This is a genomic window from Bradyrhizobium sp. UFLA03-84 (assembly GCF_002289535.1).
Taxonomy (GTDB): Bacteria; Pseudomonadota; Alphaproteobacteria; order Rhizobiales; family Xanthobacteraceae; genus Bradyrhizobium; species Bradyrhizobium viridifuturi.
The window spans coordinates 153,102-178,472 of sequence record NZ_NSJY01000015.1 but is presented as its reverse complement, the minus strand read 5'-3'; the positions used below and the strand labels follow the sequence as shown (position 1 = coordinate 178,472).

Genomic DNA, 25,371 nt, shown 5'->3' with positions numbered 1-25,371 from the left:
TAGCAGTCACGGCTTGCCGAGTAGATCAAGTCTAGCAAGGAAGACAAGGTAGGCGAGCGCAACAATGGACAGCGCCACGGCGATCTGATTAGTCCAATCGATGAAGGTCGCTTCGAACCTCGATTGGGGAACGGGCATCCGGATCACATACGTCTTTTGAGCTAGATCCGGGAGGAGGTCATGAGCCTCGGCAGCATCGTTCCTGTGTCTCCAGTAGGTGATGCGTTCCGCCAGAAATCTCTTTCCGGCAGGCGTCCACCTTGCCAGTGTCCCGGTGACTGGCTCCATCAGCCCGTACTGCGTCAGAGCAAGAGCTGCCTGTTCGTTGGCGGACATCGCCAAAGTGTCCACGGTATCCGCGTCCGTCGACACGCCTTGGCCGCCAGCTGGTAAGCAATGGCGCGTCATCTCGACGAGAGCGCCCAGATAGGTCGCTTCTCCGGGGGGGACGTCGTCGGACATCAGCTCGTCCACATCGTCCTGATAGGGCGCATATTCGGCGGCCATCCGCTCTACCGAATCGACGAGGAGCCTCCTTCGGTCGGTCACGAAGCTCAACGCGTCAAGCCCGGGCCGTTCCGCAATAACTGTGTCTCGCCATTCGTCAAACGTAAGAGCGGCCGGATCGTCACGCCGCGCGTGCCACAATCGCTCCGACAGCTCCTTGTTCTCAGGCTTCATCATCTCAAACTGATAGAGCCGGTTGGCTTCGGCGACGACGGCGCGCCAAGCATTGAAGGAGTAGTCGATGTCTTCCGGCACCGGGAATCTGGCTGCAACCTGATTCCGCAATTCGAGACTCATGCGGGAGTCTGAGAAGCCGAGCTTGTCGTAGACGTCGCGCATGTTGGTCCAGAACTGCGGCTGCTTCTCCTGAAGATGGACAATCAGCTGGGCGATCTGTTCAGCGGACCAATCGACCGACCCGTTGGACCGTACACCACCGAGCTGTGGTGCGACCTCTCGAACGTAGGCCCAGTAATCGTCGAACCGCCGAGACCGGTTCTCCGGTTGCCACATCGAAAAATGCAGCGCGCGCTCGCTGGCAAAACGGAACGCGACCGCGCCGTCGCGGTAGTCTCTTCGCTGAAGTCCCGGCAACAGCTCTTCAAGGTGCGAGATGATGTGGTCGTGCATGGAGTTGGAGATAAAGCCGCGCTCGCTTTCGGACTGAACATAGGCGCGCCATTCCGCCGGGTGACGTTCCTGATAGCTCGAAATAGCTTGAGCGAGTGTCAGATCGGACCAGTCGGTAGTTGCCATTGCCGCGAACCCGTTTCGTAGCGTCCGGACTTAGCTTGTGGCTGCCGAACATCCTGCCAAGGAATTGCCTAAAATTGCACACGCTCGTCACGGAAGCGCGCATGAGCGAAGCGACGTGCTGGTGCCGGCTGTGGCGAGCCAGGAAGTCGTCCCGGATGGTTCGGCGATATCGAGGCCATCAACCTGACGCCGTCGGACGGTTACACGGCGTTCGCCTCCGGCAAGCTCGATGCCTGGGCGATCTATGGCTACAATGGGCAGCTCGCCATCGCCAGGCAGGGCGCGCGCCTGCTCAAGACCGGCGTCGGCTATCTCTCGGGCAATTTCCCGATCTACGCCAATCCCAGGGCGGTCGACGAGCCGCTGCGCCATGCGGCGGTGAGCGACCTGTTGCTGCGGATCCAGCGCGCCTATGCGTTCGCCAACAAGAATTTTCCGGTCTATGCCGAGGCGCAGGTGGCCGAAACTCATCTGCCATTGCAGGACATTCTCGATCAGTTCGCCCGTCGCAGCGACGACTTCTCGCTCGCCGGCGTGACGCCTGACGTGCCGGAGACACACCAGAAGGTCGCCGACACCTTCCTCAAGCTCGGTGTGCTCGATCAGCGCACCGAGGTCGGAAAATTCTGGGACACGAGTTTCAACGATGCGATCGTCGCGGGCGCGGCCAGCCTCGCGCGGATCTGACGTAGGTCATGCGCGCGTAGCCCATTTGGGCTAGGGACCGGCGCCCACATTGATGCGCGGTTCCCGCACGATCGGTGCACAACTCCGTCCATCATGTTCCCAAATGCGTGGAACTCGAACATTTACGGCCCCAGCATGACGACTGGGGCCGCAGGAGGTGTTGTGTGCCTCTGGGGCAATGATTCAGAGCACGGCCACTGAACGGCACACAGCGGCGAAGGTTCCAGCCGGCCACGGCGGTGCCGTGCTGCCATGCGGACCGGAAAGGTTGCATGCGGCGCCTCGCGCCGTATCATGATGACGTCGATTAACCCGAATGGCATGCGGGCTTGGTAGACGATCCCGGCACCGGTCTCTCGGCGCCACATTCTGCTTGCAGCTGATTTCCCAGGCTGTGCCGATCGCTGTTCGGAGCTGACATTGAATCACGACACATTGGCCAAGCTCACCGTCACCATCATTGTCCTGGTCGCGCTGCTGATGTGGCGTATCGGCGACCAGAAGAAAGCGATTGCCTGCGGAACGAGCTGCCCGACGGACGTGTCGGCGAACCGGAAACCCGCGCAGTAGGATCGGAGCGGCGCGAATCAGCGACGCTTTCAGGCCAGCGCGGCCGGTTCGGGCAGCGCGGTCGCGCCATTCAGAGCCCGTGACGGCGATTGCGCTCGGCGCGCAGCGAGCTGCCGACGAAGCCGACGTCCTCGATCCCGCGGTGGATTTCCTTTGAGCAGAGCAGCAGCGTCAGCGCGGCGGCGCCAATGGCGACCAGTGCGGTCACCAGCACGGGATTGCCGCAGAATGCGTCGAGCAGGTTGTCGAGCGGCGCGGGACCGCCTGGTCGGCGCGCAACGCAGACCGACATTGCCGCCAGCGCCCGGCCGCCGAGCGCCACAGAGCCCGCGTTGGCGCAGGCCAGCGCAATGATGACGGCAGCGAGGCCCTTCCTGATCGACAGCGCGAGATCGACCAGCTTGATCACGGCGCAACATGCGACGACAAAGCCTGCGGCGACGATCCATCCCGGTAAGCTCGGCGCCAGGTTCTGCGCCCAGGCGGCCCACACAAAGAACGCCGCCACGCCGGCGAGCAGCGCGAGATTGACCTTCACGGCCTCCGGAAACCGGCAGCGCAGCAGATGCGCGTTGAGCTTCTCGACGAGGTCGAGCAGCGCGCAAACAATCAGGCCCGCGGCGAAGCCGCCGAGATGCACGCCCCAGTCGATTCGCGAATTGCTGATCGCGAGCGCAATGTTCAGCCCGATGTTGATGGCGAAGAAGTCGAAGCGGACATCGAGCTTGCCGAGGATCCACAGGCAGAGCAAAGCGCCGAGAATGCCCGAGGTGGCGCCGGAGGCGCCGACCGTGAGATAGGGTGTGGCGTGGGTCGCATTGCCGACGATGGCACCGAACACCATCGCGCAGAAATAGATGATGACGAAGTAGGCCGGCCCGACCCGACGCTCGAGATGCCCGCCCCACAGCACGAGACACAGCATGTTGGTGGCGAGATGAATAAAGCTGACGTGCAGGAAGCCGTAGGCGAACAGCCGCCAATATTCGTGCCGTGCCAATGCGGCCGTGTACATTCCGCCATAGCGGAACAGCAGCACCGCCGGCGCCGATGCGCCGCCGGCCTGGATGAAGCAGAACCCCGATGCCAGAACGGTCAGCGTCATCAGCGTGTAGACCGCCGCATGGGGTATCTCGAAGAGGCCGGGATTTGTGCGGTTTGTGGCCATTGTCACAGCCGGGAGGGAAGGTTCCGCAGCGTAGCGAACCGGTTTGAGGAATGCCACTCCCGCGTGCAAGGTCCCGGCGGTGCCTCTATCGGCCATCGCGCGGCGCGTATATCGTCGCTCTGAAAGCCAAGATCGGTCCGGCGCGCCGGGTAACGACGTTCTGCGAGGAAGCGATGTCCGACATGCTGCTGTTTTCGCCGATGACCATCCGCGGCGTCACGCTGAAGAACCGCATCGTGGTGCCGCCGATGCATCAGTATTCGGCCGAGAAGGGCTTCCCGACCGACTGGCATCTGATGAATGCCGGCAAGTTCGCCGCCGGCGGTGCCGGTCTCGTGATCGTCGAATCGACCAAGGTCGAGCGCCGCGGCTGCGGAACGATCGGCGATCTCGGCATCTGGGACGACAAGTTCATCGCGCCGCTCAGCCGTGTCGCGGGCTTCATCAAGCAGCAGAACGCGGTCGCCGGCATCCAGCTCGGCCATTCCGGCCGCAAGGCGCGTGCAAGCCGCCCCTGGGAGGGCGATCGTCCACTCGAACGGAGCGCCGAAATCGAGGATTGGGATGCCTGGACACCGGTGGCACCGAGCGCGATGGCCCACAGCGAGCGCTGGCCCGTGCCTCGGGCGCTTGAGACGCAGGAGGTGAAGGACCTCGTCGCGGCCTGGGGGCAGGCGGCACGGCGCGCCGACGAGGCAGGCTTCGACGTGCTCGAACTGCACGGTGCCCATGGCTATCTCGTGCACGAATTCCTCTCCGAGCGTTCCAACCAGCGCAGCGACCAGTATGGCGGCTCGGAAGCCAACCGGATGCGCTTCCTGATCGAGGTGACCGAGGCCGTGCGCGCGCACTGGCCGGATCACAAGCCGCTGTTCGTGCGCCTGTCGGTCGAGGACAATGCCGGCTGGGGTCCGGAGCAGAGCGCCCGGCTGGCCAGCATCCTGAAGGCCAAGGGGGTCGACGTGATCGACTGCTCGTCGGGCGGAATCAGCGAGATGGCGCCGATTCTCGGCAAGGAGATCAAATACAACTATCAGGTGCCGCTGGCGGAATATGTCCGCGCCCATGCCGATATCATGACCATGGCGGTCGGCCTGATCATCCATGGTGACCAGGCCGAGCAGATCCTGCGTGACAAACAAGCAGATTTGATCGCGATCGGCCGGGAAATCCTCAATAACCCCAACTGGCCGATGGATGCGGCATTGAAACTCGGGGTTGAAGGGCCATTTCGCAATGTTCCTCCGCAGTTTGGCTATTGGCTGGGTACCCGGGCCAAGCGCGGATTCGGGACCCGGCCGTCGACCTGGCAGAACGGGTTGCGGGAGCCTGGGCCAGAGGCCGACCGGGAGCTGACATCAGACTGATTTGGTGCTGACTAAGTTGTTGATTTGGCACTGACCAGGGCATCGTGACAGGACCGTAATGGTCCGGTGGCAAGGCGGCCTTGATCCGACCAAAAATCCGTTGTGTGGTGCCCCGCGTCGGGGTGAGGTGGGCCGTATGTTGCGAAACGTTGCCGGCCGCTAGCGAAGGGATCACGGACAATGCGCAAACATGTTGGCTTCTTCCTCGGGACGGTTGCGGGTGCGTGTCTCACCCTGCTCGTGGCCTCGCCGCAGGGGGCGCATCTGTTCGCCGTCGCCAATGCCGCCGCGCATTCCGACAACACCTATTCGCAGCTCAACCTGTTCGGCGAGGTGTTCGAGAAGGTCAAGACCGACTACGTCGAGAAGCCTGAGGACTCCAAACTGGTCGAGGGCGCGATCAACGGCATGATCTCCTCGCTCGATCCGCATTCCCGCTACATGAACGAGAAGGGCTGGGCGGAGATGCAGGAGACCACGCATGGCGAGTTCGGCGGGCTCGGCATCGAGGTCACCATGGAGGACGGCTTCGTCAAGGTGGTGGCCCCGATCGACGACACGCCGGCCTCGCGTGCCGGCATCATGTCGGGCGATGTGATCACCTCGATCGACGATGAGCAGATCCAGGGCCTGACGCTCGACCAGGCCGTCAACAAGATGAAGGGCGCGCCAAACAGCTCGATCCGCCTGAAGATCGTCCGCAAGGACGCCGACAAGCCGATCGAGCTCTCGATCACCCGTGAGATCATCCGCGTCCGCCCGGTGAAGTATCACGTCGAGGGCGGCGACATCGGCTATATCCGCATCACCTCGTTCAACGAGCAGACCACCGAGGGCCTGCGCAAGGCGATCGGCGAGATCCAGAAGGAAGTCCCGCAGGACAAGCTCGCCGGCTATGTCGTCGATCTCCGCAACAATCCGGGCGGCCTGCTCGACCAGGCGGTGTCGGTGACCTCGACGCTGATGCAGCGGGGCGAGGTGGTCTCGACCCGCGGCCGCAATCCGGAAGAGACCCAGCGCTTCACCGCCCATGGCGGCGATATGACCAAGGGCAAGCCGCTCGTGGTGCTGATCAACGGCGGTTCGGCTTCGGCCTCGGAGATCGTGGCCGGCGCGCTGCACGACCACAAGCGCGCGACCCTGATCGGCACCCGTTCGTTCGGCAAGGGCTCGGTGCAGACCATCATTCCGCTCGGCGCCGGCAACGGCGCGCTGGCGCTGACCACGGCGCGCTACTTCACGCCATCAGGCCATTCGATCCAGGCGCTCGGCATCAAGCCCGACATCGAGGTGCTGCAGGACGTGCCGGACGAGTTCAAGACCCGCTCCGAACTCAAGGGCGAGGCCTCGATGCGCGGCCATCTCGCCGCCGAGGGCGCCGAGCAGACCGGCTCGCAGTCCTACGTGCCGCCGGACGAGAAGAACGACAAGGCGCTGGCGGCGGCCTTCAAGCAGCTGCGCGGCGTCACTGTCAACGCCGACGCCAAGAACGCGGACACCAAGGCCGCGCAGAAGCGGCCGGTTCCGAACTAGGCGCTGGTGCGGGTAGCCCGGGTTGAGCTTAATCCGGGCTATCAGGCCATGCGAGCGACCGGCTTGCGCCTGCCAGGCTGGCTGGACCCCGCGGCAGGGCCGCGGCGATGCCCGGCCAGCAGCTCGCGGATCTGGGCGGCCGGCTTCGGTGCGCTGAACAGATAGCCCTGCATCTCCGAACAGCCGAGCTCGCGCAGCAATTGCTGCTGCTGCGTGGTCTCGACGCCTTCCGCCGTCGTGGTCATGTTGCGCTCGGCGGCGATGTTGACGACGGCCTCGACGATGCCGGCCGAGCCTTGCGGGTCGGCGATGTCGGTGACGAAGCAGCGGTCGATCTTGATCTTGTCGAACGGGAAGCGCTTGAGATAGCTCAGCGACGAATAGCCGGTGCCGAAATCGTCGAGTGCGATCCGGATGCCGATGGCACGGAGCTGGTGCAGCGCGGCGAGCGCGGTCTCGTCGTCGCGGATCAGCACGGCTTCGGTGATCTCGAGCTCGAGCCGGCCGGCTGACAGGCCGGACGCTGCGAGCGCTGCGATCACCTTGAGCGCCAGCGTGCCGCTGCGGAACTGGACCGGCGAAACGTTGACCGCGAGCCTGATGTGATCGGGCCAGTTCACGGCCTCCTTGCAGGCCGTCATCAGCACCCATTCGCCGAGCTGGTTGATCAGGCCGGTCTCCTCGGCGATCGGCACGAAGTCGGCCGGCGAGATCATGCCGCGCACCGGATGGCGCCAGCGCACCAGCGCCTCGCAGCCGGTGATCTCGTTGCTGCGCAGGTCGACGCAGGGCTGGTAATGCACTTCGAGCCCGTGGCCCGCGGCGATGGTCCGCCGCAGCTCCATCTCGAGCTCGCGGCGGGCACGGGCGTCGGCATCCATCGCCGGCTCGAAGAAGCGCGCGACGCGCCGGCCGGCCGATTTCGCCGCATACATTGCGAGGTCGGCGTTCTTCATGATCTGGTCGAGATCGGCGCCATCCCTCGGCGCCAGCGCGATGCCGATGCTGGCGTCGGTCGTGACCTGATGGCCGAGGCATTGATAGGGCGAGCGGATCACCTCGTAGATGCGCGCGACGAGGTCGGTAACCTCCAGCTCGCTCTTCACGTCGGTCTGCACGATCGCGAATTCGTCGCCGCCGAGCCGGGCCACGAAATCGCCGTCGCCGATTACGCCGCTCAGCGTCCGCGCGACGGATTTGAGCAGCTCATCGCCGACCATGTGGCCGAGCGAGTCGTTGACGCCCTTGAATTCGTCGATGTCGATATAGAGCACCGCGAGCTGGCTGTCGGGCGTGACGTGCGTCAGCTCGCGCTTGATCTCCTCGTGGAACAGCGCGCGGTTCGGCAGGTCGGTCAGCGCGTCGTAGTGGGCAAGATGCGTGATGCGCTCCTCGGCGCGGCGGCGCTCGGTGACATCCTCATGGGTCGCAAGCCAGCCGCCATCGGCCAGCGGCTCGTTGACGACCTGGATCGAGCGCCCGTCCGGCGTCGCGATCACCATCGTGTTGCGGACGCCAACGTCGCGCAGCACGAGGTTGACGTAGCGTTCGACGTCGCCCTGGAACGAGCCGGTCAAATAGCGATGTACGATGACGTCGCGGAAGCTGCAGCCTGGCTTGATGACGTCGGCCGACAGGCCGTACATCTCGATATAGCGCTTGTTGCAGATCACGAGGCGCTGCGCGGCATCGAACAGCAGCAGCCCCTGCGTCATGTTGTTGACGGCGGTATCGAGCCGCAGCTTCTCCAGCGTCAGGCGCTGCTGCTGGGCGCGATGCTGCTGGATCAGCTTGCGCACCACCAGCGTCAGCAGGATCGCGATCGCCAGCACGGATGCGGCGGTCACCGCGATCAGGATGCCGATCTGCTCGCGCCAATTGGCCAGCGCCGCTTCGGTGGTGGTCGTGGCGACCACCACGATCGGGAACTTGGTCAGCGCCCGCGATGACACCAGGCGGTCCTTGCCGTCGACCGGGCTGGCCATCCGCGCGGTGGTCGCAGGCAGCTCGAACACCTGCTGCTGGCTGGCCGGGCCAGTGCGGAAATTCTTCCCGATCATCTCCTCGACATGGGGATAGCGGGCCAGCAGCGTGCCGTCGCGATGGTGCATCGAGATCGCGGCGCCTTCGCCGAGCGCGACGGTAGAGAAGAATTTCTCGAACGTCGCCGGCTCGATGCCGCGGCCGACCACGCCGAGGAATTCGCCGTGCGGGCCGGTGACCTTGCGGACGATGACGGTGGTCCAGCCGCCGTTGACGCGGCTGATCACCGGCGCGACCTGCATGTCGGACGAGTAGGGGCTCGACTTGAAGATCTGGAAATAGTTGCGGTCGGCGATGCTGACCTGCGGCAGCGGCCAGGCGCCCGAGCTGTTGATCAGCGCGCCGTCGGCGTCGAACACGTTGAGGCTGCCGACATTGGACAGCGCGTCCATCTTGGACTTCAACATCGCATGGATGTCGGCGGACGACATCCGGCGCCTGTAGTTTTCAACGGTCGCGATCCCGTTGTCGCGCATGAAGGCGATCAGGTCGCGCTGCACCACTTCGAGATCGTCGAGCTGCTGGTCGAAATGCCGCGCCAGCAGCAGCACGGTGTTCTCGAGCTCGCGCTCGCTGTTGTGCAGGGCGCGCTCGCGGAAATTCCCGGCCATCAAGGTGGCGCCGATCGCGATCGCAGCCATCAGCACGGCGCCGCCGAGGATCAGCCAGCGGATCGGACCGCTGCCGATCACCGAGGTGATGTTGAACGAGGCGCTGCCGTTTGGATTCATGTGTCGCTATCGCTTCCAGGCGTTTCACCCGGAAGTAGCTTTCGCGCACCTCCGGCCCGCGAAAGTCGTATCCAAACGAAATGGAGCGCCGGTTAGCGAGATTGGTTAACGAATGGTTGCCTGGATGGATGGGCGCTGGCGCTTCTCGCTCGCCGTTCGACTAGCTGGCCGATACGGCAAGCTGCCGGTTGACGAGGCGGAGACCCGATTCCGGATCATGCGTCGGCAGATAGATTGTGGGCCGGCTTTGCGCAAAGGCCTTGATGGCATCAAGTGTGGCTTTTGCGATGTCGGCACCGGCGCTCACCCCGTCGACGGTGCCTGAAAGCATCAGCGCCTGATTGTAGGAGGTGTCGCCGGCGAGGAAAATTGCGGTGTCGCCATCCTGAACAACGACGGACATGTGGTTCGGTGTGTGTCCAGGCGTCGCCACCGCAACGATGTCGCCCGCCATTGTCAGCGGCCGGCTGCGCGTGAACGAGCCGAATTGTTGCGCAAGCAGTTCGATCGGTGTTGGGTCGAACCAGGCGGGCCAACGATGGGGAAGGTACCCTCGCACGCGCCCCAGCAATCCGCGCGCCTGCGCGAGCTCGCCGGCTGGGACGATGATTTCGCTATCGGGGAAGTGCGCCAGGCCTCCGTCGTGATCCATATGAAGATGAGTGAGCACGACTTTTTTGACATCGCGAGGACCGATCCCCAAGGCCCGGAGCTGCGGCCCCATCTCTTGCTCGCGCTCGATCTGGAAACCGACTTCCCACCTCACATAGGGATTGAGCTCGCGCGAATGCGCCAGCAGATGCGTCCCCTGGCCGCTGTCGACGACAATGACGCCTTCCGGATGCTCGATCGCCCATGCGAATGTCGGCACCCAGTCGGTCCAGTTCGGATCGAGGAATATGTCGATGAGGCCGTGGCCTCGGCCTTTGACCTGGGCGGTTTTGATTTTGACCGTTCCTGTCTGGATAGCATGGATACGCATCTGGGCTCTCGTTGAGGCGTTGGGTGGACCCCAGATACGCGCTCATCCCGATGAACGGAATTGTCGAAGGTTCTTCAGTAGGTATACAAAGATGCATGGAGAAAAATCCAAGCTGGGAGCTGTACAGGTCGTTTCTGGCGGTGCTGCGCGAGGGGAGCCTCTCGGGCGCGGCGCGCTCCCTCAATCTCACCCAGCCGACCGTCGGCCGGCACATCCGTGAGCTGGAGGCCACTCTCGGCATGCCGCTCTTCACGCGCGCCCAGGATGGCCTGAAGCCGACCGCGGCGTCCATCGTTGCGCAACCGCACGCCTTGGCCATGGCCACCGCCTCCGAAACATTGTTGAGAGCGATTTCGAGCAAAGCGGGCCAGCCCCGCGCAGTGGTCCGCCTCGCGGCCTCCGAGATCGTTGCGACGGAGATTCTTCCGGCAATTCTCACTGAGTTGGAGCGGAGCCAGCCGGGATTGGCCGTCGAGATCTCCGCTTCGGACCGGCTGGAAGACCTGTTGCGGCGGGACTGCGATATCGCCATTCGCATGATGAGGCCGACACAGGCCGATCTCGTCGCGCGCAAGGTCGGCCAGGCTCGGCTGGGATTCCATGCTCACGTGAACTACCTGGAAAAGCACGGCAAGCCCGCCGATTTACGCGAGCTGAAACGGCATTGCCTGGTGGGCTTTGATCACGAGACCCCTGCTGTGCGAGCCCTGTATCGTCTCGGCCTGCAATTGAAGCGGGAGGACTTTACGCTGCGGGCCGACAACACCCTGCTTCAGTTGGCGGCCATCAGGGCGGGATTCGGAATTGGAATCTGCCAGCGGGCGGTTGTGCGAGAGGACACCCAACTCGTGCATCTGCTACCCAAGGAGTTTTCGCCGAGCCTCGACGTTTGGGTCACGATGCATCGGGACTTGCGCAAGAGCCCGCCCATGAGATCAATGTTCGACCATTTGGTCGAAGCGCTGAAACGTGTCTACGGGGCGGGGTGAACCAGGTCCCTTCCGGGCCCGTTCAATTCGATCGGCGGCTCGCCAAATCGTCGAGCGCACGGCCGATCACGCGCCGGCGCGATAGTGCCCGGACTTGCCGCCGATCTTCTCGATCAGATGAATGCCTTCGATGCGCACGCCGCGCTCGACTGCCTTGATCATGTCGTAGATCGTCAGGCAGGCGACCGAAACCGCGGTCAGCGCCTCCATCTCGACGCCCGTCGGCCCGGTCACCTTGACGCTGGCGCGGACGATGCAGCCGGGCAGCTTGGCGTCGGTTGCGATATCGATCGTGACCTTGGTCAGCGCCAGCGGATGGCAGAGCGGGATCAACTCGGAGGTCCGCTTGGCCGCCATGATCCCGGCGATCCGCGCGGTCGCCAGCACGTCGCCCTTCTTGGCTTGCCCCGACTCGATCAGCGCCAGCGTTGCCTTGCTCATCAGAACGCGGCCTTCGGCGACCGCGGTCCGTTCGGTCGCCGGCTTGGCCGAGACATCGACCATGCGCGCGTCACCCTTGGCATCGATATGGGTGAGGGCCGCGGCGCCCGACGGCTCGGCTTGGGTCTTTGCTTTGGACTTCCGCGCCATCGCGTCAGCGCGTTGCGGTGGCGCGCGGGGTGGCTTGCCGCGTCAGCAGGGCGCGGGTCGCCGCAGCGACGTCCTGCTGGCGCATCAGGCTCTCGCCGACCAGGAAGGTCGACATCCCGACGCGCTCGAGGCGGGCGAGATCGTCGGGCGTGAAGATGCCGCTCTCGCCGACCATCAGGCGGTCGCGCGGGATCAGCGGCGCCAACGCCTCGCTGGTCGCGAGCGTGGTCTCGAAGGTGCGCAGATTGCGGTTGTTGACGCCGATCATCGGCGAGCGAAGTTTCAGCGCACGGTCGAGCTCGGCGCGGTCGTGGATCTCGATCAGCACGTCCATGCCGTAGCCGAGTGCTGCGTCCTCGATCTCCCTGGCCGCCGCGTCGTCGAGCGCGGCCATGATGATCAGAATGCAGTCGGCGCCGTGGGCGCGCGCTTCCGCCACCTGGTAGGTGTCGAACATGAAGTCCTTGCGCAGCACCGGCAGGTCGGTCGCCGCGCGGGCCGCGACCATGAAGTCGAGATGGCCCTGGAACGAGGGCGCATCCGTCAGCACCGACAGGCACGCCGCGCCGCCGGCCTCGTAGGCCTTTGCGAGCACGGGCGGGTCGAAATCGGCCCGGATCAGCCCCTTGGAGGGCGAGGCCTTCTTCACCTCCGCGATCAGCGCATAGTCGCCGCGTGCGTGCTTGTCCCTGAGGGCGCGGACGAAGCCGCGCGGCGCCGAGGCCGATTTCGCCTGCGCCTCGACGTCGACGAGCGGGCGCGCGCGCTTGGCGGCGGCGATCTCCTCGCGCTTGTAGGCCTCGATCTTGGTCAGGATGTCGGACATGACTTTCGTTCTCAGCCGTTGGACACCGCGATCAGATGCTTGAGCCGCGCCGCGGCCGCGCCGCTGTCGAGCGACTGGACGCCGATCGCAACCCCTTCCTTCAGGTCCTTGGCGCGGCCGGCCACGATCAGCGCGGCGGCGGCGTTGAGCAAGGCAACGTCGCGATAGGCGCTCGGCTTGCCCTGCAGCACGCTGGAGAGCGCGATCGCATTGGCGTCGGCATCGCCGCCCTTCAGTGCCTCGCCGTCGACGCGGCCGAGGCCGGCGTCTTCCGGCGTCACCTCTGACGTCCTGATCTCGCCGTTCTCGAGCGTCGCCACGAAGGTCGGGCCGGTGAGGGTGATCTCGTCGAGGCCATCGGAGCCGTGCACGACCCAGACCTTGTCCGAGCCGAGATTCTTCAGCACCTGCGCCAACGGCTGCACCCACTGCCGCGAGAACACGCCGACCATCTGCCGCTTGACGCCGGCCGGGTTCGACAGCGGTCCGAGCAGGTTGAAGATGGTGCGGGTGGCGAGCTCGACCCGGGTCGGGCCGACATTCTTCATCGCCGGATGATGCGCGGGCGCGAACATGAAGCCGATGCCGGCCTCTGCGACGCAGCGTCCGACCTGCGCCGGCGTCAGATCGAGCTTGACCCCGAGCGAGGCCAGCACGTCCGCAGCACCCGAACGCGACGACAGCGCGCGGTTGCCGTGCTTGGCGACGGGCACGCCGGCGCCGGCCACGATGAAGGCCGCGCAGGTCGAGACGTTGACCGATCCGGAGCCGTCGCCGCCGGTGCCGACGATGTCGACGGCTTCGGCCGGAGCCTTCACCGCCAGCATCTTGCCGCGCATCGCGCTCACCGCGCCGGTGATCTCCTCGACGGTCTCGCCGCGCACCCGCAGCGCCATCAACAGCCCGCCCATCTGCGAGGGCGTCGCATCGCCCGACATCATGCTGTCGAAGGCGGACGCTGCTTCTTCACGCGTCAGCGTGGCGCCGGTGGCGACTTTTCCGATGATCGATTTCAGGTCGTCCATTCGCGGGCTCAGGGTCTGTTGTTGGAGCTTGATCTGCGGCCAGCGCGTCGCCGCGCTGTCCCGATCATGCTCAATTATTTGCGCCTGTCACCTGTGCGAAGGCCGCCTGGTTGACGCTCACGCCGATGTCGGTCTCGATCTTGCTGACATATTGCGCGACCTGCTCGTCGCTCATCGAGCGCCGCAGCGCTTCGGTCAGCTGCTTGGCCGCGTCGGAGGCGAAGTCGACCGGCGGGACCGTCACATTGGTGACGCGGAAGACGACCCACTGGCTGCCGCCGGCGGCCGACGTCTGCCCGTCGCCATCCTTGGCGGTGCGGAACGCGGCCGCGACCACGCCGGCGGGCACGCCGGGCAGGGAGGCCTCGCGGTTGAAGTTCGCGGCGGTCTCGACCTTGACGCCGGCAGCGGCCGCCTCGTCGGCGAGCTTGGCGCCGCTGTCGAGCTTCTGGACCATCTCGGTCGCCTTGGCGCGCAGCTTGGCGGAGATCTGGTCTTCGCGCCATTTCGCCTCGACCTGGTCGCGGACCTCGTCGAGGGGACGCTCGCGCGAGGGCGTGATGCCGAGCACGTCGTACCAGACATAGCCGTTGTTGAACGAGATCGGGTCGTTGTCGACGCCGACGTCGCTGTTGAAGGCCTGCGACACCACGTCGAGGCCGCGTGGGATGTTCGACGCGACTTGGCCGTTCGGCAGGCGCCCCGAGCGGTCGACCGCATCGATCGTGACGGCGTTCAGCTTCAGCTTCTGCGCCGCGTCGATCACGCTGGAGCCGCCGCCGCGCTCGTCTTCCATCTTGTCGCGCAGCTCGGCGACCTTGGTGCGGGCGCGCTCGGAGGCGATTTCGTTCTTCACCTGCTGCGCCATGCTTTCATAGGTCGGGGTCACGCCGGGCTCGATCTTGCCGACCTTGACCAGCGCGATGCCGAAGCGGCCCTGGACCGGCTGGCTGACTTCACCGGAGGGAAGAGAGAAGGCGGCATCGCCGACGGCCGGATCGAGGATCGCCGACTTCGCGACCAGGCCGAGATTGACATCGGCCGGGCTGAGCTTGCGCTCCTTGGCGATGTCGTCGAATGAGGTGCCTGACGTGATGCGCGCGCGGGCAGCCTGGGCCTCGCCGGCGTCCGGAAACACGATCTGCGAGACCTCGCGCTTCTCGGGTGTGCTGAGCCGGTCCTTGCGCTCCTCGAACAGCTTCTTGGCATCCTCGTCGGACACGGTTTCCCACTTGCCGATTTCCTCCGGCGTGATCGCGACGAAGGAGATCTTGCGGTATTCGGGCGCGCGGAACTGGACCTTGTGGTCCTCGAAATAGGCGGCGAGCGCCTCGGGCGAAGGCGGATCGATGGTGCCGGCCTGCGCGGCACCGAGCGTGACGTAGTCGATCGAGCGCTGCTCGTTCTGGAAACGGGTCAGCGCCTCGACCATCGATTTGGTCGGCTCGATCCCGGACGAGATGGTGCCGGCGATCTGCCGGCGCAGGCCGACGCGGCGCTGCTCGGCGATATAGCGCCCCTCGGTGTAGCCGAAGTTGCGGATCACGGACTGGAAGCGCTGCGGATCGAACTGGCCGTTGAGGCCCTTGAAGTTCGGATCGTTGTAGATCGTGCGCAGCACCTCGGCATCGGATTGGTTGAGGCCGGTGCGGCGCGCTTCTTCATCGAGCGCGGCCTCCGCCAGCGTCTGTTGCAGCACCTGGCGGTCGATCCCGAAGGCACGGGCCTGCTCCGGCGTCAGCGGACGGCCGAACTGGCGGCCAAGCTGCTGCAGGCGGTCAGTATAGATCTGGCGGAACTGCTCGGCCGAAATCTCGGTCCCGCCCACCTTGGCGAAGGTCGACTGGCCAAACCCCTTGAAGATGTCGGCAATGCCCCAAATTCCGAAACTGACGATCAAAACGCCCATCACCACGGCCATAATCGTCTTGCCGAGCCAGTTTGATGAGGCTTTCCGCATTCCTCGAAGCATGGGTCCAACTTGTTTTGTAGGAGGGGAACCGGATCGTGCCCAAATGGGACCAAAAGTCGGGACTTTTTGTCCGGCAGCAGGGCGTCACCGAATTGAAAACGCTTATAAAGTGGCTCGTGTCCCCCCGCAACCTCGGGCGCGCGGGCGGAAGCGTCGCACGGTGGACGCGAAGCCGCGCTCTGGAAGTCGCCGCCCGGCTCTGGTAGCGCATGACGACGCTTGATCGATGGGAAATCCGACATGACCGATGCCATCCGGCCGCTGATCGCCGGCAACTGGAAAATGAACGGCCTGAAATCCTCTTTTGCCGAGTTCGACGCGATGCTGGCCGGCGCCGGCGACGTCGCCGGGAAGGCCGATCTGCTGGTCTGTCCGCCCGCGACATTGGTCGGGGCGTTCGCCGACAAGGCGCGCGGCTCTAAGGTCGCCGTCGGCGCCCAGGATTGCCATCCGAAGGCGTCGGGGGCCCACACCGGCGACCTCTCGGCGGAAATGTTCAAGGATCTCGGCGCGGTCGCCATCATCGTCGGCCATTCGGAGCGGCGCGCCGACCGTGGCGAGACCGACGCCTTGATTCGGCAGAAGGCGGAGGCGGTCTGGCGCGCCGGACTGACCGCGATCGTCTGCATCGGCGAGACGCGCGAGCAGCGCGACGCCGGCAAGACGCTCGACGTCTGCGGCAGCCAACTGGCGGGCTCGCTGCCCGACGGCTCGACCGCGGCCAACCTGGTGGTCGCCTATGAGCCGGTCTGGGCGATCGGCACCGGCCTGACCCCGACCGCCGGAGATGTCGAGGAAGTTCACAGGTTTATCCGGGGTCAGCTCACCGATCGCTTCAAGGGCGAGGGAAACAAGATCAGGATCCTGTATGGCGGCTCGGTCAAGCCGTCGAACGCCGCTGAGCTGATGGCCGTCGCCAACGTCAACGGCGCGCTGGTCGGCGGCGCCAGCCTAAAGGCCTCGGACTTCCTCGCGATCGCCGCGGGCTGTTAGGTGGCCGACACTCCATCCACGTCATTGCGAGCGTAGCGAAGCAATCCATGTCACCGCGTGCGCGGATCGATGGATTGCTTGGTCGCTTCGCACCTCGCAATGGCGGCTCGTGGACTAGGCGGCCAGGGCGGCGCCGATCCGCTTCCAATAGATCATCGTCCCGGTGAGGCCGCCATGCGGCTTCAGCGCGTATTCCGGGATGATGCCGGTGAGCTGGAAACCCTGCTTTTCGTAGAGCGGCGCGGCGCCGTCGTCGACGGCGGTGTCGAGCACCAGCAGTGTGCGTCCGTGCTCGATCGCAAGCGTTTCGGCGGCGCGCAGCAATGCGGTGGCGACGCCGCGACCGCGGTGGGCGACGCGCGTCATCATCTTGGCGATCTCGGCGCGGTGCGGCTGGTTCGGCGGCAGCTTGAGCAGCAGCGTTACCGTGGCGATCAGATCATCGCCGGCGAACGCGCCGAGCACGAATCGCTCGCCGCGCGCCGCAGCGCCCAGCGAATCCTGCCAGAAGGCGTCGGCGTCTTCGGACGATAGCGGATGCATGAAGCTCACGGAGCCGCCGCTGGCCACGGTCTCGATCAACAATTCGGTGAGCGCCCCGCGAATCCCGGGTTCATCGGCGAGCGGCTTGATGGCGATGTGCGGCATGCATCAGCTCCGGGCAAGGGCGACCACATAGATGCAGCCGGTGTTGGTCTCATTGGCGAAGGTGGTTTCCGCCGGCGAGCCGAAGCCGAGGCAATCGCCGGGTCCGAGCGCATGGCGCGCGCCGCCTTCGGTGATGACGAGGCTGCCATTCAGCACCCAGACCAGTTGGCGGATATGGGCATAGGACGAAGCGGGCAGGGTCACCGATTGTTTCGGCGGCAGTTCGACCCGCACCAGTTCGACCGGATGATCGGGGCGGCTGAACACCTGGCGGCGCAGATAGCCGGTTTCGGGATCGCGCCAGACCGGCTGCGTGGCAGCGCGCGACAGCCGTTCGCCCTCGCCCTCGGCGCGCAGCATCAGGCCGGCCAGCGTGAGGTCGAAGGCCGAAGCGAGGCGCACCAGCACGACCGCGGTCGGGCTGACCTCGGCGCGCTCGATCTTGCTGATGGTCGCCTTCGAGACGCCGGCGCGTTCGGCAAGCTCGGCCAGCGACCAGCCCCGGCCGTCGCGTTCGAGCCTGATCCGCTGCGCCAGGCGTTGGCTCAGATCGTCTACCAAAGTATCCATATGTCTATTATAATAGAATTGGCTGGTTCCGATCAAGATGCGGCGGAGTGCGATCAGCATCGCTTGTGATGTCAGCCGATGCGACTATCTCGGGGGTGACAATGCCCGGTGCAATCGTGTAACAGGGCGCGACTTCACGAAAACCGCAAAGCCGATAGCGCCGTTTGTCTGGCCGCTTGGCGGCTTGTGACGGAAGGCTTGCGATGCAGACTGTCGTTATCATTATTCATCTCATGATCGTCGCCGTCATGATCGGCGCCGTGCTGCTGCAGAAATCCGAAGGCGGCGGCCTTGGCATGGGCGGCGGCGCCGGCTTCATGTCGAGCCGCGGCACCGCGAATTTGCTGACGCGGACCACGGCGATCCTCGCGGTCGGCTTTTTCCTGACCAGCCTGTTCCTGTCCTGGTACGCGGGCTATGACCGCAAGCCGAGCTCGATCATCGGCACCGGCGCACCCGCGCAGACCCAGCCGGCCAGCGGCACGCCGCTGACGCCCCCGACCTCCGGCGGCATCCTCGATTCGCTGAAGAAGACCGACGAGCAGCAGGGCCAGCAGGCTCCGAGCGGCCCGCAGGCGCCACGGTCGCAATAAAGCGGGGTGGCCATGCAGGATGCACCGCTGGCATCCTGCATCCAAAATCCCCATTAATGCTCTGAAATCGCTGTCAGTTTAACGTAACCCACAGCCCGGTGATTTGTTTGCCGGGAACAGCTGATTCGTTTTGCGAATCGCAGGAAGCGGCTTAAAGGTAAAGTCCCATGGCGCGGTACATATTCATCACCGGCGGCGTGGTCTCCTCGCTCGGCAAGGGTCTGGCTTCAGCGGCGCTCGGCGCTTTGCTGCAGGCTAGGGGCTACAAGGTCCGCCTTCGCAAACTCGATCCCTATCTCAACCTCGATCCCGGAACGATGTCGCCGTATCAGCACGGCGAAGTGTTCGTGACCGACGACGGCGCCGAGACCGATCTCGATCTCGGCCATTACGAGCGTTTCACCGGTCGTCCGGCCACCAAGGCCGACAACATCACGACCGGGCGGATCTATCAGGACATTATCACCAAGGAGCGCCGCGGCGACTATCTCGGCGCCACCATCCAGGTGGTGCCGCACGTCACCAACGCGATCAAGGAATTCGTGCTGTCGGGCAACGACGAGTACGATTTCGTGCTGGTGGAGATCGGCGGCACCGTCGGCGACATCGAAGGCCTGCCGTTCTTCGAGGCGATCCGCCAGCTCAAGAACGAGCTGCCACGCGATCACGCCGTCTACATTCACCTGACACTTCTGCCGTACATTCCAAGTGCTGGCGAACTCAAGACAAAGCCGACGCAGCACTCGGTGAAGGAGCTGCGTTCGATCGGCATCCAGCCGGACATCCTGCTGTGCCGCACCGACCGCGAAATCCCCAAGGAAGAGCGGCGCAAGCTCGGCCTGTTCTGTAACGTGCGCGAGAGCGCCGTGATCGAGGCGCGCGACGTCGACAACATCTATGCGGTGCCGGAGGCCTATCACGCCGCCGGCCTCGACGACGAGGTGCTGGCCGCGTTCGGCATCACGGCGAAGATTCCGCCGGCGCTGCAGAGCTGGCACGTGATCAATGAGCGCGTCCGCAATCCGGAAGGCGCGGTGACCATTGCCATCGTCGGCAAGTACACCGGCATGAAGGACGCCTACAAATCGCTGATCGAGGCGCTCTCGCATGGCGGCATCGCCAACAAGGTGAAGGTCAATCTCGACTGGATCGAGAGCGAGGTGTTCGAAAACGAGGACCCGGCGCCGTTCCTCGAGCACGTCAACGGCATCCTGGTGCCCGGCGGCTTCGGTCAGCGCGGCGCCGAGGGCAAGATCCGCGCGGCGCAGTTCGCGCGCGAGCGCGACGTGCCGTATTTCGGCATCTGCTTCGGCATGCAGATGGCGGTGATCGAGGCGGCGCGCAATCTGGTCGGCATCGAGAACGCCAACTCGACCGAGTTCGGCCCGACCGACGAGCCGCTGGTCGGCCTGATGACCGAATGGCTGCGCGGCAACGAGCTCGAGAAGCGCTCGCAGAGCGGCGACCTCGGCGGCACGATGCGGCTCGGCGCCTATCCCGCGGCGCTCAACCGCGGCAGCCGCGTCTCGCAGGTCTATGGCGGCGCGACCGAGATCTCGGAGCGGCACCGCCATCGCTACGAGGTCAACACGGCTTACAAGGACCGCCTCGAGCAGCACGGCCTGCGCTTCTCCGGCATGTCGCCCGACGGCGTATTGCCCGAGATCGTCGAGTACGAGGACCATCCGTGGTTCATCGGCGTCCAGTTCCATCCCGAGCTGAAGTCGCGGCCGTTTGAACCGCATCCGCTCTTCGCTTCGTTTATCGAGGCCGCGGCGAAGCAGAGCCGGCTGATGTAGTCGGCTGCCAGCTGCGCCGTCACACGGCGGCGCAGTCCTCGCTCGCCTGGCGCTCCTGCTTGATCGGTGAAACGTTGGTGCCGGCCGCCGGTGCGACGTCGCGCATCAACAGCTTGTACTGCGGTCGCCGCGTCAGCCGGTAGACCGCGGCGGGCGGCACGTTGAGGATGGCGCGATCAACCAGCGTGGCGCGCAGGCCGAGCCGGTCGAGGATCGGCCGCCGTATCGGGCAGCGCATCCCATAGGTGAATTGGTAGAACGCGCCGCCGGGACGCATGTAGCTGAATGCGCCGCCGACGATCGAGATGACTTTGCGCGGCGACATGTTGAGCAGCGGCAGTCCGCTGACCACGGCGCCGACCGGCGCGCCGTCATACAGTCGTTCCGACGCCAGCCTTGCTGCGTCCATCCACAGCACGCGCGCGCCGGGAAAGCGGAGCTGCAACAGCCGCATGAAATCCGAGCCGTATTCGATCAGCGTGAGATCCTGCTGGCGCACGCCGCGCTTCAGCAACTGATAGGTGAAGGCGCCCGTTCCTGGACCGAGCTCGAGCACCGGGCCGGTGTTGGCGTTGATGTCGCGCGTGATCAGTTCGGCGAGCGCGGCGCCCGAGGGCGCGATGGCGCCGACGCGGCCGGGGGCTGCCATCCACGCCGTGAAGAAAGAGAGGAGATCATGTGCCATTGGAATTCCCAGCAAAGTGTCGCAGCGCCGCGACTCGACTGCGTGGCGCGATCGCTTGTTTGCGGGACCTGCATTGCGACAACATTGCGCGATGTTGCTGGAAAGCGCTCTGATATCACGATGCGAAGGGCGCTGGCGGTAATGTGAGACGGAAGCACGCGCCGCCCTTCGGCCCGTCGAGCACGGAGACGTGACCGCCATGCAGCCTTGCGATCTCGCGCACCATGTTCAGACCAAGGCCGGCGCCGCGGTCGAGCGGCGCGAGGCGGTAGAACGGATCGAAGATCCGCGTGCGCTCATCCTTCGGAATGCCGTCGCCTTCATCGGTCACGTCGATCGTCGCGGCGCTGCCGACATGGATGGTGATGGTGCCGCGGCGGCCGCCATGCTGGATGGCGTTCTGCACGAGATTGGTCAGCGCGCGCTCCAGCGCGGCACGGTCGCCCAGCGTCTCGACCCGATCGGCTGCGCTATCGAGCGACAATTCGTAACCGGCCGCGATCGCGAGCGGCGCGAGATCGGCGGCAACGCTGCGCGCGACCGCGACGAGGTCGACACGCCCGAACGGATTGCGGCACTGGTCGAAGCGCTGGATGTCGAGTAGCTGCTCGGCGAGCGTTGCAAGCCGCGCTGAGTCCTCGAGCAGGCGGGTTTTCTCGGGCCCCGGCGGCAGCGACTCCAGCCGCGTGTTGAGGATCGCAATCGGGGTGCGCAATTCGTGCGCGGCATCCGCGACGAAGCGCTGGTGGCGCGAATAACCGTCGTCGAGCCGCGTCAGCGCGTCGTTGACGGCGGTCACCAACGGCGCGACCTCGAGCGGCAGGTGATCGGCCGACAGCCTGCTGCCGCGCTGGCGGAAATCGATCCGGCGCGCCTGATCGGCCGCAGTGTCGAGGCCGGCGAAGGCGCGCCGCACCACCATCGGCGTTGCGATGAAGGTGGCGCATGCCATCAGGAGCAGGCCGGGCAGGGCAACGGCAAGGAACGCCAGCGTCGTGGCGAGTGCCGTCTTGACACTCGACGTCGGCCCTTGCGTGGCCGTGAGCACCTGCACCGGGCCGGCATCGGAATTGACGCGCTTCAGCCGCGCCGGCTGTTTGCGCGGATCGTCCTCGAACATCTGCCAGCCGAGCCTGGCCTGGCTGATCTGGTCGAGTGCACCGCCGATCCCGGCGAATTCGGGCGGCACTGTGCCTTCCGATAGCGAATGGCCCTGCCGGTCGCGCACCAGGAACCAGAGGTCGGGCGTGTTTTCGCGCAGCTGCTTGAGCTCGGCGGTCGAGCGTAACACCAGATTGCCCTGCCCATCGCGTGCGATCGCGCTCTGCACGATGGAAATGACGTGATCCTCATCGCGCGGCACGATCAGGAAACCGGTGACGCACAATGCGCTGATCAGGCAAACGATCAGCATCGCAAGCAGCAGCGCCTGCAGCGCGACCAGCCGCCAGCTCAGTTGCGAGCGCAGGCAATAGTGATCGGCGGGTTCGCTCATGACACCTGCTTGAGCAGGTAGCCGACGCCGCGAATGCTGTGGATCTCGACGCCGGCATCGGTATCGGCGAGCTTGCGCCGCAGCCGCGAGACATGGGCATCGAGCGCGTTCGACTGAATCTCGTCCTCGAAATTGTAGACGGCTTCCTCGAGCGTCGCGCGCAGCACCGTGCGGCCGAGGCGGCGCAGCAATGTCTCCAGCACCAGCAGCTCGCGCCGCGGCAGGTCGAGCGGGCGGCCATTGACGCTGGCTTCGCGATGGCTGCAATCGAACGCCATGCGGCCGGCCTTGATGATCTCGAGCTGCAGGCCGGCGGGACGGCGCAGCACGGCGCGTAGCCGCGCGAGCAGTTCCTCGACCGCGAACGGCTTGGCCAGATAGTCGTCGGCGCCGCTGTCGAGCCCGGTGATGCGGTCGGCGAGATCGCCGCGCGCGGTCAGCACGATGATCGGAACGCCGTCAGCCTTGGCGCGCAGCTTCGGGATCAGCGTGAGGCCGTCGCCGTCGGGAAGCTGGCGGTCGAGCAGCACCGCGCCATGCACGTCGGCGGAAATCGCTTCCTCGGCCTCGGCAAGGGTCGGCACATGGTCGACGACCATGTCGTAGCCCTTCAGCGCCTGCGCCAGCGCCGCCGCCATCTCGGCCTCATCTTCAACCAGCAATATCCGCATGTGCTCTTGTATCCAGATCCCGAACGACCGGTATTAGGGCAGGTAACATTGCAACAACATTGCGGAAACGGTCGCCCCGTGCGAGCAGGGGTGCCATGTTGTCGCCCCCTCAAGACAGTCCGGAAGGTGCTGGCTATAACCGCCCGCACCGCAAATCTGGGAGGACCGCAAATGATCTACGAGACCCGCGTCTATCGTTGCTTGCCGGGCCGGCTGCCGGCGCTGCTCAAGCGCTTCGAGACCATCACGCTGAAGCTCTGGGACAAGCACGGCATCAGGCAGGCCGGCTTCTTCACGACGCTGGTCGGCGAATCCAACCAGGACCTGACCTATCTGCTGGCCTGGGAATCGCTCGCTGAGCGCGAGAAGAAATGGACCGCGTTCGCGACCGATCCGGAATGGATCGCCGCGCGCGCCAAGACCGAGGAGGACGGCCAGATCGTTCTCACCATCGAAAACCAGCTTCTGGTGCCGACGTCGTTCTCAGCGGTCAAGTAGCGCCGACTGCGGTCGTTGCGAGCCAACGGGTCGCGCGAACGCGCGCCCGATGACAGGCTCCGCGTAGCAATCCATCGGCACCGCATATGCGCGCGTTGGATTGCTTCGTCGCTTCAGGGGAAGCGTGATCGCGCACGCCATATGCGGCAGCCTGGTGGGCGAGGGGGTGCACGATTTCGGAATATTGGAAATATATCCCTGATTTGCCCGACGGGTCAAGCTGCCTTGTCGGACGCCGGCAGACGCCAGCTCCTTTGCATGGGGTTGTTTTCGATATTTTGGCCGCTGGCGAAACGCCGCAGCGCTATTGTTGCGGGCAGCCTGAGGTCTGATCGCCTTGGGTCACCATCGGCTTGCCGTTGATGAAGACGCCGTGACTGCCCGAGGTCGTCTTGCCGCCGCAATGCGTGCGGTCGCCCATCACCACCGCCGGCTTGCCGTTGATCAGGACGTTAGGCACGCCTTCGACGAGCGGGCCGCCGTTGCTGGTGGTGTCGCCGCTGCGCGCGGCCGGCTTGCCGTTGACGGTGACGCCGGTGGCGCCACCGGTGACGACCCCGGGCTGGCTGCTGGCCTGGCCATAGGCCACACCCGACATCGCCGACAGGGCTGCCGCGGCTACGATCACAGGCGAAAAGCGCATGTCGTTCCTCACACTGGGAATCTGTTCCGCCGCACTCTATAGGGGCGGTTCGGGCAGGATTGTGATAGCACGGCGCACCCACGGCGTCAGCGCAACCCCCTCATCGTGCCGGATGGCTTGATCCTTCCGGCGCGGGATTGCATGGTCGCCGGCGAAAGGATGCAGCATTTTGACCAATCAGGTTTCCGCGCAGGCCGCCGCGCCGATCGTTGCCGTCGGATCGGCCAAGTTCGGCAATGCCTTGCCCATCTCGATCATCGCAGGTCCCTGCCAGCTCGAGAGTCGCGCGCATGCGCTTGAAGTGGCTTCCGCGCTGAAGGAGATCGCGGCGCGGCTCAAGATCGGCCTGGTGTACAAGACCTCGTTCGACAAGGCGAACCGCACCAGCGCCTCGGCCGCGCGCGGCATCGGGCTGAAGCAGGCACTGCCGATCTTTTCCGAGATCCGCTCCTCGCTCGGCTTGCCGGTGCTGACCGACGTGCATGAACCGGATCAATGCGCGGAAGCGGCGCAGGCGGTGGACGTGCTGCAGATTCCGGCCTTCCTGTGCCGGCAGACCGATCTCTTGCTGGCCGCGGCTGCGACCGGCAGGGTCGTCAACGTCAAGAAGGGCCAGTTCCTGGCGCCGTGGGACATGGCGAATGTGGTCAACAAGATCACCGGCGCAGGCAATCCAAATGTGCTGGTCACCGAGCGCGGTGCATCGTTCGGCTACAACACGCTGGTGTCAGACATGCGTGCGCTGCCGATCCTTGCGCGCACCACCGGTGCGCCCGTGATCTTCGATGCCACCCATTCGGTGCAGCAGCCGGGTGGCAAGGGCACCTCGTCGGGCGGCGAACGCGAATTCGTGCCGGTGCTGGCGCGCGCGGCGGTCGCGGTCGGCGTCGCCGGCGTGTTCATTGAGACCCATCCCGATCCGGATCACGCGCCGTCCGATGGCCCCAACATGGTGCCGCTCCGCGACTTCGAAGCCCTCGTCAGGCGGCTGATGCAGTTCGACGCGCTGGCCAAGACCGCGGCCTGACG

24 protein-coding genes are annotated in these 25,371 nt (G+C 65.3%); 10 read left to right on the top strand and 14 right to left on the bottom strand.

Annotated features, from left to right (window positions below):
- Positions 1 to 6: 6 nt before the first annotated feature.
- A complete protein-coding gene (locus CK489_RS29495; RefSeq protein WP_095734823.1) occupies positions 7 to 1,263 on the bottom strand; it encodes a hypothetical protein in 1,257 nt (418 codons plus the stop codon).
- A gap of 378 nt (positions 1,264 to 1,641) precedes the next feature.
- Between CK489_RS29495 and CK489_RS42400 the strand changes: the two genes are divergently transcribed.
- A complete protein-coding gene (locus CK489_RS42400; protein WP_245350541.1) occupies positions 1,642 to 1,950 on the top strand; it encodes a type 2 periplasmic-binding domain-containing protein in 309 nt (102 codons plus the stop codon).
- Between the two features lie 420 nt (positions 1,951 to 2,370).
- Entirely contained in the window at positions 2,371 to 2,520 is a 150-nt protein-coding gene (locus CK489_RS41515) for a hypothetical protein (protein ID WP_157860863.1), read from the top strand.
- A gap of 70 nt (positions 2,521 to 2,590) precedes the next feature.
- Here the strand turns inward: CK489_RS41515 and CK489_RS29485 are convergent, their stop codons facing one another.
- Positions 2,591 to 3,688, bottom strand: coding sequence for a rhomboid family intramembrane serine protease (locus tag CK489_RS29485; RefSeq protein ID WP_095734822.1), 1,098 nt, complete (start codon positions 3,686 to 3,688; stop codon positions 2,591 to 2,593).
- Between the two features lie 173 nt (positions 3,689 to 3,861).
- On the opposite strand from CK489_RS29485, the gene CK489_RS29480 reads away from it, so the two are divergent.
- Both CK489_RS29480 and CK489_RS29475 read left to right on the top strand, forming a co-directional pair.
- On the top strand, positions 3,862 to 5,055 hold the full coding sequence (locus CK489_RS29480; RefSeq protein ID WP_245350540.1) for an NADH:flavin oxidoreductase/NADH oxidase: 1,194 nt from the start codon (positions 3,862 to 3,864) through the stop codon (positions 5,053 to 5,055).
- A 180-nt stretch (positions 5,056 to 5,235) separates the two neighbouring features.
- On the top strand, positions 5,236 to 6,588 hold the full coding sequence (locus tag CK489_RS29475; RefSeq protein ID WP_050626406.1) for a S41 family peptidase: 1,353 nt from the start codon (positions 5,236 to 5,238) through the stop codon (positions 6,586 to 6,588).
- Between the two features lie 41 nt (positions 6,589 to 6,629).
- Here the strand turns inward: CK489_RS29475 and CK489_RS29470 are convergent, their stop codons facing one another.
- Positions 6,630 to 9,362 (bottom strand): bifunctional diguanylate cyclase/phosphodiesterase, encoded by a 2,733-nt coding sequence (locus tag CK489_RS29470; protein WP_095734820.1) that lies wholly within the window; start codon positions 9,360 to 9,362, stop codon positions 6,630 to 6,632.
- A gap of 160 nt (positions 9,363 to 9,522) precedes the next feature.
- Positions 9,523 to 10,344, bottom strand: a complete 822-nt coding sequence (locus CK489_RS29465) for an N-acyl homoserine lactonase family protein (RefSeq protein WP_095734819.1) — start codon at positions 10,342 to 10,344, stop codon at positions 9,523 to 9,525.
- 95 nt (positions 10,345 to 10,439) lie between these two features.
- On the opposite strand from CK489_RS29465, the gene CK489_RS29460 reads away from it, so the two are divergent.
- Entirely contained in the window at positions 10,440 to 11,333 is an 894-nt protein-coding gene (locus tag CK489_RS29460; protein ID WP_095734818.1) for a LysR family transcriptional regulator, read from the top strand.
- A gap of 66 nt (positions 11,334 to 11,399) precedes the next feature.
- Here the strand turns inward: CK489_RS29460 and moaC are convergent, their stop codons facing one another.
- From moaC to CK489_RS29440, 4 genes are all read right to left on the bottom strand, one after another.
- Positions 11,400 to 11,924, bottom strand: coding sequence for a cyclic pyranopterin monophosphate synthase MoaC (gene moaC, locus CK489_RS29455; RefSeq protein WP_050626410.1), 525 nt, complete (start codon positions 11,922 to 11,924; stop codon positions 11,400 to 11,402).
- A gap of 4 nt (positions 11,925 to 11,928) precedes the next feature.
- Positions 11,929 to 12,750, bottom strand: coding sequence for an indole-3-glycerol phosphate synthase TrpC (trpC, locus tag CK489_RS29450; RefSeq protein WP_095734817.1), 822 nt, complete (start codon positions 12,748 to 12,750; stop codon positions 11,929 to 11,931).
- An 11-nt stretch (positions 12,751 to 12,761) separates the two neighbouring features.
- Positions 12,762 to 13,775: an anthranilate phosphoribosyltransferase gene (gene trpD, locus CK489_RS29445; protein WP_095734816.1), complete on the bottom strand. Its 1,014-nt coding sequence runs from the start codon at positions 13,773 to 13,775 to the stop codon at positions 12,762 to 12,764.
- 70 nt (positions 13,776 to 13,845) lie between these two features.
- On the bottom strand, positions 13,846 to 15,747 hold the full coding sequence (locus CK489_RS29440; RefSeq protein ID WP_050626412.1) for a peptidylprolyl isomerase: 1,902 nt from the start codon (positions 15,745 to 15,747) through the stop codon (positions 13,846 to 13,848).
- 240 nt (positions 15,748 to 15,987) lie between these two features.
- Between CK489_RS29440 and tpiA the strand changes: the two genes are divergently transcribed.
- The gene (gene tpiA / locus CK489_RS29435) at positions 15,988 to 16,740 is read left to right on the top strand and encodes a triose-phosphate isomerase (RefSeq protein WP_095734815.1); all 753 of its coding nucleotides are present in this window, start codon (positions 15,988 to 15,990) and stop codon (positions 16,738 to 16,740) included.
- Between the two features lie 114 nt (positions 16,741 to 16,854).
- Here tpiA and CK489_RS29430 read toward each other — a convergent pair whose 3' ends face one another.
- Positions 16,855 to 17,388, bottom strand: a complete 534-nt coding sequence (locus CK489_RS29430) for a GNAT family N-acetyltransferase (protein ID WP_095734814.1) — start codon at positions 17,386 to 17,388, stop codon at positions 16,855 to 16,857.
- Positions 17,389 to 17,391: 3 nt separating this feature from the next.
- Positions 17,392 to 17,958 (bottom strand): helix-turn-helix domain-containing protein, encoded by a 567-nt coding sequence (locus CK489_RS29425; RefSeq protein ID WP_095734876.1) that lies wholly within the window; start codon positions 17,956 to 17,958, stop codon positions 17,392 to 17,394.
- Positions 17,959 to 18,161: 203 nt separating this feature from the next.
- On the opposite strand from CK489_RS29425, the gene secG reads away from it, so the two are divergent.
- Both secG and pyrG read left to right on the top strand, forming a co-directional pair.
- The gene (gene secG, locus CK489_RS29420) at positions 18,162 to 18,551 is read left to right on the top strand and encodes a preprotein translocase subunit SecG (protein ID WP_050626414.1); all 390 of its coding nucleotides are present in this window, start codon (positions 18,162 to 18,164) and stop codon (positions 18,549 to 18,551) included.
- Positions 18,552 to 18,718: 167 nt separating this feature from the next.
- Positions 18,719 to 20,350 (top strand): CTP synthase, encoded by a 1,632-nt coding sequence (gene pyrG, locus CK489_RS29415; RefSeq protein WP_050626415.1) that lies wholly within the window; start codon positions 18,719 to 18,721, stop codon positions 20,348 to 20,350.
- 19 nt (positions 20,351 to 20,369) lie between these two features.
- Here the strand turns inward: pyrG and CK489_RS29410 are convergent, their stop codons facing one another.
- The 3 genes from CK489_RS29410 to CK489_RS29400 all read right to left on the bottom strand — a co-directional run bounded on the left by CK489_RS29410 (position 20,370) and on the right by CK489_RS29400 (position 23,201).
- Positions 20,370 to 21,035 carry a class I SAM-dependent methyltransferase gene (locus CK489_RS29410; RefSeq protein WP_198961065.1) on the bottom strand — a complete coding sequence of 222 codons (666 nt, stop codon included), beginning with the start codon at positions 21,033 to 21,035 and terminating at the stop codon, positions 20,370 to 20,372.
- A gap of 115 nt (positions 21,036 to 21,150) precedes the next feature.
- Complete coding sequence (locus CK489_RS29405) at positions 21,151 to 22,530, bottom strand: sensor histidine kinase (RefSeq protein WP_050626417.1); 1,380 nt, start codon at positions 22,528 to 22,530, stop codon at positions 21,151 to 21,153.
- The gene (locus CK489_RS29400) at positions 22,527 to 23,201 is read right to left on the bottom strand and encodes a response regulator (protein ID WP_095734813.1); all 675 of its coding nucleotides are present in this window, start codon (positions 23,199 to 23,201) and stop codon (positions 22,527 to 22,529) included. The genes CK489_RS29405 and CK489_RS29400 overlap by 4 nt, the downstream gene beginning before the upstream one ends.
- Before the next feature lie 171 nt (positions 23,202 to 23,372).
- Here CK489_RS29400 and CK489_RS29395 point away from each other — a divergent pair, with 171 nt between their 5' ends.
- A complete protein-coding gene (locus CK489_RS29395) occupies positions 23,373 to 23,699 on the top strand; it encodes an NIPSNAP family protein (protein WP_095734812.1) in 327 nt (108 codons plus the stop codon).
- A gap of 304 nt (positions 23,700 to 24,003) precedes the next feature.
- Here the strand turns inward: CK489_RS29395 and CK489_RS29390 are convergent, their stop codons facing one another.
- Positions 24,004 to 24,342 carry a PAAR domain-containing protein gene (locus CK489_RS29390; protein ID WP_050626419.1) on the bottom strand — a complete coding sequence of 113 codons (339 nt, stop codon included), beginning with the start codon at positions 24,340 to 24,342 and terminating at the stop codon, positions 24,004 to 24,006.
- Between the two features lie 169 nt (positions 24,343 to 24,511).
- Between CK489_RS29390 and kdsA the strand changes: the two genes are divergently transcribed.
- A complete protein-coding gene (gene kdsA, locus CK489_RS29385) occupies positions 24,512 to 25,369 on the top strand; it encodes a 3-deoxy-8-phosphooctulonate synthase (protein ID WP_095734811.1) in 858 nt (285 codons plus the stop codon).
- Positions 25,370 to 25,371 lie beyond the last annotated feature (2 nt).